Origin of the sequence: Paenibacillus planticolens, from assembly GCF_013141725.1 — a bacterium.
In the GTDB taxonomy this organism is placed as follows: Bacteria; Bacillota; Bacilli; order Paenibacillales; family NBRC-103111; genus Paenibacillus_E; species Paenibacillus_E planticolens.
Map to the genome: position 1 here is coordinate 1 of NZ_WHNZ01000016.1, position 18,053 is coordinate 18,053.

The window sequence follows — 18,053 nt, forward strand, 5'->3', positions numbered from 1 at the left end:
AGTATTGTTTTTACTAAACCAGGTGTGATAATGCTATCCTCCCAGGCGGGTACTTTTACCCTTGTCCAACCCTGCCGATTATATCCTTCAAGTCCTTTAAACTCCATTCCCTTAATCACAACAAGAGGCGTTTGAGGTTTATCAAACTGGCCAACTTCATATGAAATGTTAAATCTTTTATCCTCTGATACGACAATAAGATCTTTTTGTCCATAATCATTTATTTCTTTTTCAACATACCAATAAAAAGTTCTTCCACTATGAATTAACTTCCTTCTACCCTTCCGATTCATTCCCATAAGTTATAGACACCTCTTTTTTGGATAACAATTAAAAGCCTCTCCACCCGTTTCACTTCCTGTTTCAAATTATGAAGTGATAATACACTTAGTTTACCATTTGCCACAAGATACTGGATGTAGAAAATGCTTATAGTTAAGCTATCCTGGCCGATACTTGAATGAACAAAAAAAGGAGCTCCCGCGAGGTAAGCTCCACTCCCGAATCACACAGAGTTATTTCCAAGTAATCACAAAACATAACAAAGCACTTATCCCAATTGTCATTTCCGTTTCTTTGAGCCTCATCCCTTAATTTCTCTATCGCTCTTATTAATTCGCCCTGTACCGTCTCTGATTGACCTTGCTTTGGCACATAGGTTTTCCATAAAAGCTCAGCCTCTTCGAAATATTTCACAAGCGCCGCCGCAAAGAAAGCTCTTCAACTATAGAGACCCGTTAATTAAATAAATTTGTTGTCTGTTTTTATTGAGTGTCTTCGTCGCTTTTGTACTCCAAAATATCACCTGGCTGACAATCCAAAGTCTTACATATCGCTTCTAATGTTGAAAACCGCACCGCTTTTGCTTTCCCATTTTTCAGAATAGAAAGATTCGCCATAGTAATTCCAACCCTCTCCGAAAGCTCCGTTACGCTCATTTTTCGTTTTGCTAACATCACATCAATATTAATAATAATTGCCATATGCTCCACCTCAGACCGTTAAATCATTTTCTGATTTTATATTAATAGCTTCTTGTAAAAGTCTTTGGAGAACAGCAGCAAAAACGGCGATCACCATAGAGGCGAAAATAATGGCCAATCCCATTGGTATGAAACTTGGAGGGTCAACTCTCTTCCCCATGAGATAGTAGAGTGGCATGCCTAGCAGGTACAAGGTACTGATTGTGATGGCACAGTATTTTATATTCTTTAAAGCTTTTACCGATAATTCCGAGAACGCTCGGTTCTTATCAATATAGCTTAAAAGTTTAAAAGCTTGATACAGAGCAAAGTAAAAAGGAATCGCTGCTGCGTACATATCGATTAAAACGAGAGATTTCATATAAGCCGTTTCTGGATACAATTCTCCAGCAAAATTCCCTATCTTAGGCACTAAAAATATGCACAAAGCGAGAATAGGGATTCCAATAAGAATAACAGCTATCTTCAAAAAGAGTGTTTTTCCTCGTTTCATAAACTGCACCTCACTTATTTAATGTCAGTTTTTACTTTATAACATAATTTATCGTTTTGCAATAAATTATTATCGTTTTTTATAAAAATAAAAAGCATTTCTCATTACAAAGAAATGCTTTTACTTTAAAATGTTAAATTTACAACTTTTTCAACAAAACTGTCCGTTACTTGAATGATAACAGGGAGCAGCTGCTGCGGCATTCTGCTCCTGCGAACTAACGTTCTGCGTTAGCTCAACAAGTTAATCCTGTTTACAAGGTCTGATTGGCGCAAAAAAAGGTAGAACTCTTTTAGTTCCTATTATTTCCTCCTTGAATTTTACTGTGAATTCTGTATTCTCCCCTTCGGTAATAATTTCAAGAATTTCACCTTTTCCAAATTTATCATGTTGGATCTCATCTCCAACCCCAAGAGCTCCAATAAATTTTAGTTGCTCATCGGGGCTATTTATTTCAGAATCATAGATATTTTTTACTACTGGAGCCATAAGTAAGTGCTCTGGCGGTTCCGGATAAGACTCATTAGTATTATCGTAGTATTCTCCTTCATCGCCTTGAACTCGAGCACCTATTCTATTGGCGATAGTAATCATTACGCCAATTACCATTTCATCAGCACGGCATAAAGTAATTCTGCCCTCTTTAAACAAAAATGGTATCCCCTTATAGGTATTTAAGAGATCAGCGATTTTTTTTATATCATCTTGTGTTATCGGGTTTTGCTCGCTAGATATCCAGTGATCTGCCTTAGTAATATGAACATCGTAACTCATATAAACCACTCCATCAGATATTTGATTTATTTGAAATATTCCTATACGGTTCACCGTAATATCTAATGAATAATACAGGTTGTCCACAAACTAAACAAGATACCACTGAGTGCTTTTCCTTTGCATCGAACTTCTCTTCTATATGAATGAATCAGAGTAAGCCCTTGCGATTGAAATCAATCAAATCAGGGTTTATCTCCTCAAGCTTATCTTCAAACTTATCCCATCCAATTAACCTTACGAAATTTGCTTCCTCTAATGTAATTGGAACTAACCATGACATAACAATTGGAGTGTTTTCATTATCAAAAAATGTATGAAATGCTTCTGGAAAATAAACAGGGACTGTAACATTCAATGCTTCTAATCTTGAATTATCAAATAAAGAACCATATGGACCAATTACATCCCCTCTTAAGTACGCCATTTTATTGTGCAACGCCTTTAAACCAACTTGTTGGATGATTCCAGGAATATTTTTATCTCCAAAAGTTGAATCCGAAACAAAAACTAATTCTTGTCGAATTTGTTTTCCTGAAACAGGTGATATTAACGTGTCATTACTCAAACCTAAAGTTGAATATGTCGTAGTTCCTGAGAACGGATGACCATTACTGTATTTAACAATTTGAAATGGAAGTTTATTACCATCTCCATCCTTACTCCAACCATATTGGATTGTGCCCAGATGCCTTTCTAAAAATCGTAAGAAGTCGTTCATATTACCTCCTATTTCCTCGCATCAGCGCCAGATTTGTTTGTTTTTGAATCTAAAGATAGCTAGAATCATTATCAGATTGCTTATGCTGTCAATTTGCTGCGAAAGCTGCCGATCTATCCTGAGTTATTGATGGTATGAATTGCTCGAAAAGACAAGTTCGCCTGTGTATCTACTGATGTAATCGGTATTAAAAATATCTAGTGCGACAAGAGGGCTGTAAAGACGAAAACTCCACTGTGACAGGTTATGAAGTTCCTTTGATTTGAAGTAGGGGGTGCCGTCTGGCCGAATAAAGGTAGTTTTACCACGGTTCACGACGAGAGCTGCATCTCCGACAAATGGAAGAGCTGTATCAAATTTCGGTTCAATGACGACCTCGCCAATGGTATTCATGTACCCATACTTTTTTTTGGGGCCGAGGATCGGCATGAGCCCGCTGTTGAAGCCTTTAGAAAACAACGTACTTGGAATATTCTCTAGGACGATCTCACCATTTAGGTTAATGAAGGAGAAATGATGCAAGTCACCATCTAACTGCACTGGAGCAAGTCCCTCAGAGAAGCTGCCGGCTATTGAGTAACCCCTCGGCGCATCCATCCGAGTACCGTCTGTCCTCCAAAAATATGAAGGCATGTCCTTCGGGTGTACGACTGCAAAGCCGTTGCAAACCTGTCCGATTGCTGAAAAAGCCGGATCTAGCGCAAACTCTCCGTTCCGGTCAAGCAGCCCGTAATGACCATTAACTTTGACGACGGCATGACCTTCAACGAAGCAGTTGAGAAATGGTTTCTCTTCAAATAAATGCTCATATCTACGCAGAAATTGACCGCTTTGATCAATAAGTAGACTGTTTTGTTCCTTGCTGACTAGTGCGACGCCTTCTGAAAATATGCCGATTCGGTCGAAGGACGGTTTGATTACCTCAGCGCCTTCCTCGTCGATAAACCCCCATCTGTTGTCACGCTTGAAAGCGGCGCGCCCCTCACTGAAATATTTGACTTGTTGATAAGTAGGCGGAATGACGACCTTCCCTAGCGAATTAAAAAAACCTGAAAGTCCGTTGAATTGAAACGGTGTCAAGTCACTCGCATCATTCACCCCGTACTCAGGAGTGTCATTTGAGCTTCGACAACGCTTGTCCGGATGAGATTTAGATGAACAGACTGTCGGTCCCTGAAGCGCCTCTAGTCTATTATCTTCATCCGCCTCCTCCTCAATGTCTCCCACTGCATAATCATATGAAAGCCATGACATTTCAGGGAAACCCATTGCATGCTTGAAGCGTTCAACGTCCGCTCGGACGACTGAATTCTTGATTTCCAGCAGCTCTTCTGCAGTGAAACCGAACGAATCAAATAATTGAGGTTGGAACTTTTGCAAGTTCCTATCAATTTTTTCGTAAGAGATATCAAGCTTATGGTGAGTGTAGCCGTCTAGATAGACTGTGAACCCCCAACCATGATCCTCAAAATTATAGAAAGCAAGCAGTGGAAAGGACCTAGAGCATTCCAAATGAAATTCTTCAACATATGGAAATGAAATATCCTCGCGGTAGAAGCAGACTCCCCATTTACTATTCAGCATTTGAATGATACAGTCCATATCCAACTGGCGGCGAAGACGTAAAATGTCCGAAATATGCCCGCTCTTCAGCAAAGTACCTTGCGTAAATTCGCTCATAAAAGGCTATGTTCCTTTCCTAAAATTTCAACCCATAGTTTTATATATTCTATCAGCAGTTATCATAATAGGGCCACCATTTGATAACTTTCTCAATTTTGGTTGGTTCTTGAATCATAAAGCTCAGTTCTAAAACGGGCCACCTCGTAGACAAGACGTTTCTAATCCCTCACAAACAATACTACCATATATTGGGACCATTCTGTTCGCCACTTGAATGAAAACAGGGAGCAGCTGCCGCGGCAGTCTGCTCCCTGTTTGTTTTTACCATGATTAGAGTTATTTAGCATCTGAATTCCCTGCAACACGCCGTTCGTACAAGTGCGCGCTCCAGCCTTGACCTTCATAGCGTCCACAGAACGCAAATCCTTGACGGGCATAATACCCATTAAGCGCCGCGTTATCAGCCATACAATCTAGACGCAGCCAAGTTTTTCCTTGGTCTTTGACATAGCTCTCAGCCCAATTGAGCAGCCGCGTGCCGATTCCCATGCTTTGACAATCCCGGGAAACAGCCAGCCGATGTACGTAGCCAGCATTTTCGTGGAACTGATCTCCCCAAATCTCTTCATACCCCCACTGAACGGATAAACAGCCGACGGGCACACCATTCATATTCGCCACAAATAACTCATACCGATCGATCACATCGGACACATACGCATGCGTAAACCTCTCCTCACGCCACTGGACCAAGCCCTGCGTCCGCTGGATCCACTGTGCCGCACCTACCAAAAGTCCACGTACCGCTTCAGTATCCTCCAGTTCCGCTCTTCGAATGTCCAGCTTATCATGCCAGCGGTACTCCAACCGCGAAGCCGTTTCCATCGCCAATGATTCGCCGCACAACCTTGCAACGACATGCAGCGCCGCGTCAAACCCTGTAGTGACACCACCTGACATGACCATTTTACCGTTATCGACATACCGAACATCCTCCACAATTGTTGTACCTGGTGAAACCATGCCTCGTAAAAGGTCGTACGCCATCCGATTCGTTGTCACCCGAAGCCCCTCCAGCAAACCGGCTTTCGCCAGCAGCAGGGCTCCGGTACATACCGAAAGCACAATCTCGGCGTTGCCCGCTGTCTCGCGAATCCAAGCGATCAGTCGCGAGTTGGTTATTTCTGTACGAGAGCCCAAACCTCCGGGGACGATGAGTATGTCTATCGTTGGACAAGTATCAAAGCTGTATTGGGGAGTAATCGTGATGCCGCTAACGGTTGTCAAAGGGGTTTTCTTTTCGGCTACCGTAAAGACCCGAAAATTCTTACCCAAGTATCCAGCCACCCCAAACACATCATGAGGACCGGCAAAATCCAAAGTATCTACCTTATCGTACAGCACAACGCCAACCTGCCTCACTCTTTCCATCGACATCATCTCCTTAGAAATAAAAAGAGCATTCGACCCATCGGATCAAACGCTCTGCCCAGGCGATCGGCTGTATGAAGTATGCGCTCCCCCGTAGTCCTCTACGTTTCGCCAGTTACGCATACCAGAAATTCCCTTTATTATATATAGAAAAATTAGAATCGTCTAGATGCACTACAATCTGGAATGCAACCAGTACCTAAGGATATTAATTACCAAATAAGTGAGTTATCATGTATGAGCTTCCAAACACACCATCACATGATATAATGTACTTTAACTGATGAATTAGGAGAATATAGGTGTGAACTGATGGAAATAAAGACGGAACAGCTGGCCAAATCAAAAAAACCGCTTTACCTTACTGTATACGATGAACTTTTCAAAAAAATCATGAATGGTGTGTTCCCCTCCAATAGCCAATTACCTACGGAACCTGAACTAGCCAAAATGTTCGATGTAAGCAGAATGACGTTAAGACAAGCGCTAGCTCTACTACAGGATGACGGGCTGGTGAAGAGTATTCATGGTAAAGGGAACTTTGTTACCCGATCTCGAATCACAGAGAAAAAGGTGGGGTTGGAGAAAATCGGAAATCCGATTTATAAGTGCCATACGGAGGACATTGACCATGTAGAAATAAAGTTCAGACTGGACTTGGAGAGTGACTACACCAAAGAGGTCCTGAACAGGAAAGCCACCGCGGTGGTAGCCATTGAACGTTGGTACAAGAGCAGAGATCAGGTAGTGGCCTTCGGATTTACCTTTATGGCAATTGAAGCCGTAACAGAACTGAACCTGGACCTCCAAAATGAAGCGCAACTGCTGGACATGCTTGAGAATAAGGTATATGAGTTGGCTAACTCTGCAACGGTAGAGATCAAACATTCCACGGTGCTAAATACCTCATCTCAAATATTTGAACTTGATAGCGGCAAAGGGTGTGACTTGCTGCTGGAAAGTCTATATATAAATGAACAGCACCCTATTGTATACAATAAATACTATATTCCTAAAGAATTTAGCCAGATTATGATCAACGCTTCGAAATAGATGTAGCTAGTACGTATTATATTGCAGGGCAGCGGGTTCTCCATAAAGGAGAGTCCACTGCCTTTTTGCATTGGTGGCCCGCCTAGAGGGAAAGAATATGAGAAATATCTCGCAAAAAAAAGTTGATAATGGAATACGATCTATGGTATTTTATCTATGTACCAATTAGACAAGTTGTTATACAACTATACAAATTCGTAAAGAAGGGTGAGATGTACATTGAATACATCCAATAAAGAAACGCCGCATATTAAACCCGGAGGAGCAGAGATTGCAGAGACGATTCTATTGCCAGGCGATCCTTTAAGAGCGAAGTTTATCGCAGAGACCTATTTGGATAATGTTGTCCAGTTCAATGAAGTCCGCGGTATGCTGGGCTACACGGGAACTTTCAAAGGCAGAAAAATATCAGTGATGGGAACTGGAATGGGAACTCCTAGCATGAGTTTGTATTCATGGGAGCTGATTCATGTATTCGGTGTAAAAAATCTCATTCGGATCGGTTCCGCAGGAGCGATTCAAGATCATTTGAACCTGTATGATATTGTTTTTGCAATGGGTTCTGCAACCGATTCCAATTATGGACATCAGTACAATCTCCCAGGTCACTATTCGATTACGGCATCGTTCGAGCTGTTGGAAAAAGCCAAGAAAATAGCGGATGCGCAAGGGCAGAAGGTTCATGTAGGCAATGTTCTCTCCAGTGACATCTTCTATAATGCAGATCCAACGGCGCTAAAGAGATGGAGTGAAATGGGCATTCTTTGCGCCGAGATGGAATCCGCAGGTCTCTATATGAACGCAGCTCATGCGGGCGTTAACGCACTGTGCATCTTGACGATCAGTGATCATATTTTTAGACATGAATCCACGTCCCCTGAAGAGAGACAGACAGCTTTCACTAAAATGATGGAAATTGCCTTGGAACTTGCTTAACCATTTAGTTTTACGAAAGGAATATGGCTAATGGCTACACTAACTGAACAAACACCGCAAATTGCCCCATCCTTTCAGGCCAAAAAGGCTGTGCCTGTGATTTTGCTCTTTTTCATTTTCGCCTTAATTATCGATAACTCATTCAAGTTGGTTTCGGTAGCTATTGCCGATGATCTGGGAATATCGGCAGCCGCGGTTAGCTGGCAGGCCTCATTAGCGGGGCTTGTGATTGGCATCGGTGCAGTGATCTATGCCTCTCTGGCCGACTCTTTCAGTATTAGAAAGCTGCTGAGTGCAGGTATTATTTTAATCTGTATAGGTTCTATTATAGGGTTTATTTTTCAGCACTCTTTCCTGCTCGTTATTATTGCGCGTATGATCCAGACAGCAGGCTTGGCCTCGGCTGAAACTTTATATGTAATCTATGTAACGAAGCATCTGCCCAAAGAGGAGCAAAAAAAGTTTTTGGGATTCAGCACAAGCAGCTATTCGCTCTCCCTTGTTATTGGCTCCGTTACGGGAGGGTACGTATCCACTTACTTAAATTGGGCAATGTTATTTTTAATCCCGCTGCTGTCCTTAATCCTCCTTCCCTTCATTCTTAAATATTTGCCGAAGGAACAATCCCGAAAGAGCCATGTTGATATCATCGGTCTGCTTCTGATTTCGGCCATTGCTACCTCAGTCATGCTGTATTTAACGAATTTCAATTGGATCTTTATTGTCATCTTCATAGTTGCGGCGGGACTATTCCTGGGCTACATCAGTAAGAGTACGAAGTCGTTCATTGGGATTTCCTTTTTTCAAAATAAACGGTTTGCAGCCATTCTTGCCATCGCCTTTGTGATTTATTCCGTTCAACTGGGCTACATCTTTATTTTCCCATTCCTGCTTCAGAAGATGTATGGTCTTCAGCTCGACACGATCTCACTACTGCTGATTCCAGGTTATCTAACGGCCGTACTAGTTGGAGCGCTATCAGGAAAAATTGCAAAAGTATTGACCAATAAGCAAGCGGTTTCCGTTGCTATGGTTATTATCGCATGCAGCCTGGCTTTGCCCGGACTTATTGGAAGCTCAATTGTTGTATATGTTCTCTCCATGCTGCTGTTCTCGGGGGCATTCGCCTTCATGTACGCACCTATGCTCGATTCCTGTATAAGCTCTATTCCTGTAGAAAAAACAGGAACAGCCATTGGATTCTACAACTTGGTGTTGAATGTGGCCGTTTCGATAGGCATCACCTATACCGCGTCTTTGATGGATGTAGTATCTTATGGAAAAGTGTTATGGATCCTTTTTATTATTACCTTGTTCGCTCTATTGATGTACGGGTTGCTTGTAGGCCGACTCACTGAGCCCAAATCAAGATAACTCGTAGCTTAAAACAGATAAAAACACCTCCTCTTGAAGGTGTTTTTATTTGCGTTGACGACTAAAGTGATGTTGTTCAAGAACTTCCTTCGCTATAATAGCTTTACTTCAATAAAACTTCGTTAATTAAAAAATAAAAAAAGCCTGAAAAAACGAAAAGAAAGAAAATAATTGTTAATGGGAGAAGTCCATCCAATTTTTGTTCATAATTGTTTCTATGTGAATTATTCATTATAATTCTCCTCTACTATTTACTCATATCAAGCTCATCTTTACGAATGAGAGAAGCCCCCTCTATGGCGATAACCAAAGGACTTGCTACAAGTGCACAACAAAGCAAAATAAAAGATATCGAAGCTGCCAACGGGTCCATCTCCTTTCCTTCCACAGTCTATGACATCAACCGTAATACTCATTAATATCATAAAATTGAAGTGAGCGAATGTAACCAACCAATCCAGCAGTTTTTTATGCCATCCACTAACCCTGCATGTTCACAGAATGCTAAATGATAAAGGCGAAAATATCGATTATTTTTCTTAGATAAGTGGTATTATAAATTTAAAATTTGTGTCGTTTGATTGATTATTCAAGGGGAATTTAAGATGTGGAAACCTGAACGCAATAATAAAAAAGCTCTTTACGAACAAATTGCCGATCATCTCGAGCAAAGAATTTCATATGGGGAGTTTCCTCCAGGCAGTTTGCTGCCCTCTGAGCGGAAACTTGCTGAACAATTTGATGTGAACCGCAGCACCGTCATTTCTGCATTCGCCGAACTCCGATCCCTTGGGATTATCGAAAGCCGTACGGGTAGCGGAACTCGGGTAAGCACATCCAAATGGGGAGCCACTCCGAAGCATACTCCAAACTGGAGTCGTTTTGCCGAAGGAGGAAACTTTCTTCCTAACCTGCCCTTTTTGCGAAGGATTCGCGAAGCGTTAGCTCAAAATCCATCACTGATTGATTTTGCGAGCCCTGAATTATCTGCTGATTTAGCACCCACAGATGAAATAGCTACATTAATGAGTAGAAACGCATATACGTCCTATATGGGTTACGATAACCCTCAAGGTTCGACTCTATTAAGAGAAGCTTTAGTAGAATTTCTGAACAATTATCGAAGCATTCGGACAACGGAATCCTCCATTCTTATTACATCGGGATCCCAGCAATCGTTATATTTGATCACGCAATGTCTGCTGTCACCTGGAGATGCCGTTGCTATTGAAGATCCTTCCTATTGCTATTCGCTGCCTATGTTTCAATCAGCTGGTCTTCGTTTGTTCCGCCTACCGGTCGACAATCATGGCATACAGCCAGAAGATATTCGTACTTTATATAAAAAACATCGAATTAAGATGGTGTTCTTGAATCCGAACTACCAGAACCCGACGGGAACGGTACTAAGTATTGAAAGGCGCAAACGTCTTCTTGATATCATTAGTGAATTAGGACTTCCGGTTGTGGAAGATGATCCCTATAGCTTAACTTCTTATGAGGGCGTTCCTCCTTTACCGCTCAAATCCATGGATACGATGGGTTCAATTCTATATATCGGCTCATTCTCCAAGATCGCAGCCTCCGGCTTACGGATAGGATGGATGGTAGCGCCTCGTTCCATTGTGGAGCGACTAGCCGATGCTAGGCAACAGATGGATTTTGGATTAAGCATCATTCCACAGCTAGTAGCGGGACAATTTTTACAATCATCTTATTTGGATCCCCATTTGGAGCGATTGCGTATCCAACTTCAATTTAAACGGGATTTACTCATCGAATCCCTGGAGAAGGAGCTTTCAGGTCTGATTGAGTACGCCGCGCCAGAAGGGGGATTGCATTTCTGGTGCAAATTGATCCCGAATATTCCTGACGCTAAATTGTTGGAAGAATCCATTAAGAAAGGAATTATTTTTGTACCCGGGAGTGTGTATGGTTCTGACCCGGGTTACGTGCGGTTTACATTCGCCAGAACGAAGCCGGAGGATATTGGACTGGGGATAGCCCGATTTGCTAGAGCAATACGTGAGTTGATTGAATGAAGGCTTTTAGCTAAATAAGGACTGCCGGTAACCGACACTCCGCAAAATAAAGTGCCCCGCACGACCGAATCCTCATTCGTCATGCGGGGCACTCTCTATGATTTCTAACCTAAAATCAGTCTTGCCACGGCTGCGAGGTCCTCAATATCCACCTTGCCGTCATGGTTGATGTCTGCACTCCGGTACTTCGCCCAGTCAGGGTCGGCCGAAGTTTTGCCATACGCGGCGGCAATGATACCCAGGTCGCCAACCGATACTTTACCGTCGCTGTTTACATCGCCCGGCACCCCAGGCGCAACAATGCTCACGCTGTAAGATGTTCCGGTTACAGGCTGTTCGACACCCGCACCGTTAGCAATGAGTAAGTCGGTTGGGCTGACGCTCACGCTTCCGGGGAGGGTCTGACTTTTGACTTTAAAAACGAATTTGAATAAATCGGCATTAGCGTCCATTAGTCCACCGCTCACATCGGCTACCAGAAACCGGAACTTTCCTTGAGCCTGACTCGACATTCTGACGACCTCCAGCCCTTCTCGAAGCGGCTGTACGGATTCAAATTCCAATTGATCCGGATCATAAGCAAGCGTGATGTCATGGGCATATATGCTGTCCGCCACCCCGCTTAAACGGTAGGTCAGATCTATGGATTGCCCAGGGTATGCCGTCGCAGCGCCGCTTAGTGTTGCCGTAGGAACGGTCCCATGGCCCGGTAAATAAACCGGCGTTGATATGCCCCCCAGGGTAGGCACTACGGGCTTGATCGTGCCATCGGCGTTGAACTCCAGCTTGTCTATGCAGACTTCCCGATGGTAGCCGTCTTTTCCGTCCGGAATGGCCATTCTGTGATAGACAATGTAGTATTCGTCCTTATCCGGTATCTTAATGACGGAGCTGTGTCCCGTTCCTCTGATGCCAAGAGACAGATCCTTTTGAAGAATAATTCCTTTGCCTGTGAAAGGACCTGTTGGTGAAGATCCGGTAGCATAAACGACTTGGTAATTTTCGCTGCCGGTATCATTTTTGGACCACATCAAGTAGTAGATGCCATTGCGCTTGATCATAAATTCGCCTTCGTGGAAAGAGTCCCCGCTGATCGAGAGGGTCTGAGCCTTGCCATTCAGGGAAATCATGTCGTCATTCAATTTCGCTACATACCCCGGCGCTTGCCCGAAATAAATGTAATATTGCCCGTCGTCATCCTTGAACACCGCAGGATCAATCATTTGTCCGCTGTAGTCACCGGCTTTGATCAATGCTTTGCCAAGAGCATCCTTGAAGGGACCTGCCGGCGAGGTCGACGTTGCAACACCTATGCTCTTGTTTGCACAATAGTAGAAATAATAGATGCCGTTCTTTTCGGCAATGGCCGGAGCCCATGCATACTTGCCGGCGCCGTCCCAGTTCTCGTCGGTCTGCAGATCGAAGACGATCCCCTCATCCTTCCAATCGATAAGATTATCGGAAGAGAAAGCCTTAAAGGAAGTGCCCGCCCAGCCCGAATATCCATCCGTAGTAGGATAAATATAAAATTTGTTGCCAAATACAGCCACTTCAGGGTCTGCATATAGGCCTGGAAGAACCGGATTGTTGGCAATGACAGCCGCAACCGTCCATTTCTGGGTTTTCCCGTCCTTGCCTGTCACCGTATACGTAATGGGATTGGTGAGATCCTGCACCGAGCCTGATGCCGGACTGATTGTCGCTCCGCTCGACAAGGTAAATTCCGGTGCGATGCTTTGGATTTTGCCTCCGGGTTTTAAGGCCAGCGTTACCTTCGAGGTTGCGCTATCGATAATGGCATCGTATTTGAGCCCGGACGCAGTGGCCTTGATGATGCTGGTCGTAGGCAGCAGCGGACCTGCCAGATCCGCCACTTGATCGGCGCTAAGCGCCCTGTCGTAGATGCGGAAGTCGTCAATTTCTCCTGCAAAATACGGATCGGCGGAATAGAACGACTTGCCGATATATCCGGAATAATCCTTGCTTGCATCATATAAATCGGATGGCTTAATGGTAACATTCGTATTGGTTGCTACAGGAATTCCGTCTACATACATGGTTCCCGTATGGTTATCCGAGTCGATGACAAGCGCAACATGCTTCCACGTATTTCCTGTTAATCCCGCGGATGCCGTGAGCTTTTCCTCAGTGGTATATCCATAATTTGAAGAAGTCCCTTTGTAATTGGTGATGGCCGAATACAGCAGACCGGATCCGTTGTATGGAGATGTAAATATATATTTGTTGGAATTTATTCCAAGCGCATACAACCATTGATTTACGGTCGCGGAGCTGTTCCATTTCACGTAGGAAGCTATCGTCATATTATTGGTACCGTTTAATACTCCGTTAGGTATTTTCACATAGGGAGCTGTTGTCGATGTGGAGGCTCCGCCGCTCATTTTGAAGGAGCCTCCGCTCATGCCCGTACCCCATGCTGGAGTGTTCACGTAAGCACCGTTATACCCGTTGCCTGAAGAATCCGCCGCGATGCTTCCACTGACCTCATCAAACTTATACCATAGTTTCAAGCCTTCAACTTTAGGTGTGGTTACGGTAACCACGCATACGGCGGTTTTTCCGCCATCCGCTGTCGTTGCCGTAATCACCGCGCTTCCTTCAGACGCTCCGGTGATCGTTACGCTTGTGGTTCCGGTTTGTGCATCGTAGACAGGATTGGATAAGGTCACTGCCGCGCTGTTTGAAGCAAAGGTGACTGCCTTGTTGCTTGCATAGCTTGGGACGATTGTGGCAACCAGTGTATCGTTCTTCCCTACCTCCAGTACGGAAGCTGATTTATTCAGCGACACTCCGGTTACCGCTCCTCCCCCTTCACCGGCGATTTCCGACGCCGTCAATGCGCGGTTGTACACTTTTATGTTATCGAAATTGCCCTTAAAGTAAGCATCTGCCGAATAGAACGATTTCCCCAAATATGCCAGTACATCTTTGCCCAAATACGATATCGGCACGTTAAGATTGTTGTTTTGCGCAAACAGAACACCATCTTTATACATGGTCATCGTCGTAGGCGTCATCACGAGCTTAATGTTCATCCACTTATTAGCGATCGATGCCGTTGTGGCTTTAGCCTCCTCCTCATAGGAATAGGAGCCCATCGTAATCGCGTTTCGAATTTGGGTGTCCATGGTTTTCAAAAACATGTACTTCGTCGTGTTCTTTCCGATTGTGAAGGTAAAGAAACTGCCCGATACGGTCACCGGCTTAACGTCCATGGAAATCGTCACCGCATCCCGGCCGTCGAAGAAGCCTTGCGGAAAAGCCGCGAACGTCCCGCTGGATCCGTCCAGATACAGCACTTGCGAGTTCTTTTCCTGATCGAACACAACCTTTGCATTTCCGTTCAAAGCACCCGTGTAGTTGTTTCCGGAAACATCTTTGATGGTGCCGCCGGTACTGTTTTCGTCAAAATTATATTCGAGAATGGGATTCTGCTGCGGCTGTTCGTTAGGCGTGACAGGCACGTCACCCCATTTGGCCATAATTCTGTCGTATTCTTCCTGGGTGATGCTCAGCAGTCCGCCGTGTCTCTTCTTATTCACGCCAAACCAATACTGCGAGGCATCCGGAATGTGATACGTTGAAGGATCGGATAGATCATTCGTTAATACCGGAAGATATCCTTTTCCTGTTGCAAATTGGTCAGCTATGATGGCAAACTCATCCCTGTCATTGAACTTATAAATTTCAGGGCCTTCTACATCGCTTCCGGTCTTTCCTACAGACTGAAGCGTGCCTATTACATCCCAATCACTATGAAGCAATTGGTTGCTTCCTTCAATCGTAATCTGGCCGTCTCCCGAAGCGCGGTAGTATTTGTATTTGCTGTTATCGGCTTTGATAATGGTTGTATCAATGATATCATGCGAAGGACGTTCAATAAATTTTTGCGGCGTTGTAAAAGTGTAGAAATCTCTTGTCTTTGCATAATAGACGATCGCTTTCCACGTTGAGTCGGGCTGTTGTGAAATCGTGGCCCAATAGACGACATATTCGCCCGTCTTTTCGTCATAGGTAGCTTCAGGTGCCCACGCACATCCCGCTCCCGGAATGGCACCGGCTACATCCACCAATCTTGGAGCGGACCAGTTGACCAAATCCGTCGATTCCCAGATCACCAGCGACGTACTTCCGCTATGCATGGCCGTAGTCCAGCCTTTCCCGCTGGCAATTCTTAAATCGGTCGCAAGGATGTAATACTTGTCCCCTTCAGCCGAACGCAAAATAAAATGATCGCGAACGCCCTTCTCCCCTATGTCCGAGGTCAAGACAGGATTTAAATCGTTCAGGTCCTTCCAGTGCAAGCCATCTTTACTTGTGGCAAAATAAGTCTGTTCACCGGTCGAGCTTTCGCCTGTAAAGTAGGAGAATAAATACTCCTTCATATCCGCCGGAGTAAGTGCCTTAGGCTTGGCTTTAACTGTAACGGGTATTTTCTTCTCGTAGCTTTTCCCGCTATAGGAGAGAGTTGCCGTTAATGTTACCTGCGTATCGACGGCTTGTCTTGTTAGGACGCCCGGCGGCGTATTGTCATAATTTTCATTTACGCTTTCATTCGCATTGATGACATCCGGCTTGTCGCTTGTCCATGTAATCGCCGCTCCCTTATCGCTTGTCAGGGGCAGCGTAATATTCCCACGAATCGCATCCGCATCACGGACAGCAAGCTTGGCCGCCTCCTCTTGGAGGAACCTGGTTGTGGCCACATCACTGCTTTTCACGGTTACTGTAAAGGTTTTTGTAGCCGATGCCGCTCCTTTGGCGATTGTTGCCGTCAGTGTGGCCGTTTTGTCCGCAGCGCCGCTAGTAATCACGCCTGTGTTCGTAATGACACTTGCGTCGCTCGTACTCCATGTTATGGTGCTTCCAAATGCACCTCCCGATGGCAAGTTCAGATTGCTGATCACCTCACTCGTATCGCCCAAAGTGAGTGCGGCCATATCCTGGGCAACGGAACCCAAGTCACTGCTGTTCGCCAAATCCTTAACCTCCGAAGCGCTTAAAGCGCGGCTGTATAACCGGAAATCGGATACTTTCCCTTTGAAAAATCTGTCGGCCGTATATGCCGGTTTGCCGATGTAGTTGGCGATGGTAGACTCCATCTGAGCCGGAGTAAAGGTTACACCCGTATTCCGGGCTACCTGAACCCCATCCACATACAAGGTTCCGGTAGTTCCGGTTTGCGTGTAGGCTACATGCTTCCATACCCCTTTGACAAAATCGGATGATACCTTTGTACTTTGCTCATTCGTCCAGCGGGCTGTTGCCAGCATGGCCCGATAGCCGCCGGCTTCAAGCAGAAGCCCCAGGTAATGGGCATTCGCATCACCGTTCGGGTTGGTCGAAGAACCGAAGGTGAACACCCACGAAGGGTTGCTGTTCGCCTGATCCACGAATACGTTGGTTGCGACAGTAACACTGCTTAGACCGGCAAGAATGGCATTCGGCATCTGTACAAATCCGCTGCTGCCATCCAAACTTATGGCGCCGGAGCCATCCGGTCCCTTCGTCCAGCTGTAGGTGCCGTTCAGTTTACCGCTGCGGTTATTGCCCGACGAATCGGCAACTGTGGTACCCGTGCCTTCATTAAACCTATACCAGAGCATCAGGCTGCTGTCTTCGGCAGCTGCCCCGGTCGTCGGCATTCCAAGCAACAATCCTGCCAACATGGAAATCGTCAACAACAGAGAAACGATCTTTTTTCCCACACGTTCATCCTCCTTTAATTTTGAATGCGCTAACAAAACCAGGCGGAAACTTCCCATCTGTTGTACATTATGTAAATAATCATTGCTGTCTCAACTCTGGTAGCAGCTCTCATAGGATTTACGAGGTTTCCGCTGCCTTGATCAAAATGATAGCACTTACATTATGATAGAAAAATAGAATTACTTATCCGTTTATTATAATTTTTTGGCTTCTTCGCCTTATAGAAATGGAAACAGCGACAGCTTGGACCGAAAAAAATCAAGTCCTAAACTGCCGCTGTTTTATTGCACTACTATTGTAACGTTTCGAGGCTCCTAACAAATACGGTGACATTGCCTAAACAACAAGCGCCTTGCGGATTGTTTACTTCACAACCACAACGATCTGCTTGAACTTGTTCTCGAATGTGGTCAATAGGTTGTTTTTTATCTTGCACTGACTTTATACGCTCTCTTGTCCAGTTAAAACAGTAGCAAACAGGTACTTCTGTTGAATTATCCTTTTGGAAAACCGGGACTTTGAGCGTATCTTTGTTAAATATTTGCAAGTCATAAAAATACACAACATCACACGATGGAGTGGAGCAAAAAGCGTATGATATTTCAGGTCGAAAGTTCTCTAATGCAGAAGGTTTAAGCATTGCTTTTAGAGTAATTGACGGGACAGCTTTGCCATTCCGCAAACAAGAAGGGCAAGTGTATATCGTTTTAGGATTTGTGGGTGTTTGACAACAACTATCCATAAATATCACTCCTTTCACTCCCGATCATAGGAGAATGTAAAATTTCCTATAAATTATGGGAATCCATTTCTTATTATAATATAATACCTAATGAAAACCCCATACTTATCAATTCCGTAACAATCATTGAGGTTATGGCAGGAGGCATTGG

General features: G+C 44.3%; 13 protein-coding genes and 1 riboswitch. Of the genes, 4 read left to right on the forward strand and 9 right to left on the reverse strand.

Annotated elements, in window-relative coordinates:
* The 7 genes from GC097_RS08485 to GC097_RS08515 form a co-directional block, all read right to left on the reverse strand.
* Nucleotides 1-299 (reverse strand): hypothetical protein (locus GC097_RS08485; RefSeq protein ID WP_171682907.1); only part of this gene is annotated, 299 nt, incomplete at its 3' end.
* Nucleotides 300-764: 465 nt separating this feature from the next.
* On the reverse strand, nucleotides 765-983 hold the full coding sequence (locus GC097_RS08490) for a helix-turn-helix domain-containing protein (protein WP_004434885.1): 219 nt from the start codon (nucleotides 981-983) through the stop codon (nucleotides 765-767).
* Nucleotides 984-993: 10 nt separating this feature from the next.
* Nucleotides 994-1,476, reverse strand: a complete 483-nt coding sequence (locus GC097_RS08495; protein ID WP_171682908.1) for a DUF2975 domain-containing protein — start codon at nucleotides 1,474-1,476, stop codon at nucleotides 994-996.
* 243 nt (nucleotides 1,477-1,719) lie between these two features.
* The gene (locus GC097_RS08500) at nucleotides 1,720-2,337 is read right to left on the reverse strand and encodes a hypothetical protein (RefSeq protein ID WP_171682909.1); all 618 of its coding nucleotides are present in this window, start codon (nucleotides 2,335-2,337) and stop codon (nucleotides 1,720-1,722) included.
* A gap of 64 nt (nucleotides 2,338-2,401) precedes the next feature.
* Nucleotides 2,402-2,971 carry a suppressor of fused domain protein gene (locus tag GC097_RS08505; protein ID WP_171682910.1) on the reverse strand — a complete coding sequence of 190 codons (570 nt, stop codon included), beginning with the start codon at nucleotides 2,969-2,971 and terminating at the stop codon, nucleotides 2,402-2,404.
* A gap of 123 nt (nucleotides 2,972-3,094) precedes the next feature.
* Nucleotides 3,095-4,651, reverse strand: a complete 1,557-nt coding sequence (locus GC097_RS08510; protein ID WP_171682911.1) for a WG repeat-containing protein — start codon at nucleotides 4,649-4,651, stop codon at nucleotides 3,095-3,097.
* A gap of 279 nt (nucleotides 4,652-4,930) precedes the next feature.
* Nucleotides 4,931-6,025, reverse strand: coding sequence for a GNAT family N-acetyltransferase (locus GC097_RS08515; protein WP_171682912.1), 1,095 nt, complete (start codon nucleotides 6,023-6,025; stop codon nucleotides 4,931-4,933).
* A gap of 49 nt (nucleotides 6,026-6,074) precedes the next feature.
* A riboswitch (ZMP/ZTP riboswitch) is annotated at nucleotides 6,075-6,154 on the reverse strand.
* A 183-nt stretch (nucleotides 6,155-6,337) separates the two neighbouring features.
* Between GC097_RS08515 and GC097_RS08520 the strand changes: the two genes are divergently transcribed.
* The 4 genes from GC097_RS08520 (at nucleotide 6,338) to pdxR (ending at nucleotide 11,430) form a co-directional block, all read left to right on the forward strand.
* A complete protein-coding gene (locus tag GC097_RS08520; RefSeq protein ID WP_171682913.1) occupies nucleotides 6,338-7,078 on the forward strand; it encodes a GntR family transcriptional regulator in 741 nt (246 codons plus the stop codon).
* 219 nt (nucleotides 7,079-7,297) lie between these two features.
* Nucleotides 7,298-8,014 carry a purine-nucleoside phosphorylase gene (gene deoD / locus GC097_RS08525; RefSeq protein WP_171682914.1) on the forward strand — a complete coding sequence of 239 codons (717 nt, stop codon included), beginning with the start codon at nucleotides 7,298-7,300 and terminating at the stop codon, nucleotides 8,012-8,014.
* A 30-nt stretch (nucleotides 8,015-8,044) separates the two neighbouring features.
* Nucleotides 8,045-9,388 carry an MFS transporter gene (locus GC097_RS08530; protein ID WP_171682915.1) on the forward strand — a complete coding sequence of 448 codons (1,344 nt, stop codon included), beginning with the start codon at nucleotides 8,045-8,047 and terminating at the stop codon, nucleotides 9,386-9,388.
* A gap of 605 nt (nucleotides 9,389-9,993) precedes the next feature.
* The gene (gene pdxR, locus GC097_RS08535; protein ID WP_171682916.1) at nucleotides 9,994-11,430 is read left to right on the forward strand and encodes a MocR-like pyridoxine biosynthesis transcription factor PdxR; all 1,437 of its coding nucleotides are present in this window, start codon (nucleotides 9,994-9,996) and stop codon (nucleotides 11,428-11,430) included.
* A gap of 104 nt (nucleotides 11,431-11,534) precedes the next feature.
* Here pdxR and GC097_RS08540 read toward each other — a convergent pair whose 3' ends face one another.
* Entirely contained in the window at nucleotides 11,535-17,159 is a 5,625-nt protein-coding gene (locus tag GC097_RS08540; RefSeq protein ID WP_171682917.1) for a family 43 glycosylhydrolase, read from the reverse strand.
* 293 nt (nucleotides 17,160-17,452) lie between these two features.
* Nucleotides 17,453-17,902, reverse strand: a complete 450-nt coding sequence (locus GC097_RS08545) for a putative iron-sulfur cluster-binding metallochaperone (RefSeq protein ID WP_171682940.1) — start codon at nucleotides 17,900-17,902, stop codon at nucleotides 17,453-17,455.
* Between the last annotated feature and the right edge of the window lie 151 nt (nucleotides 17,903-18,053).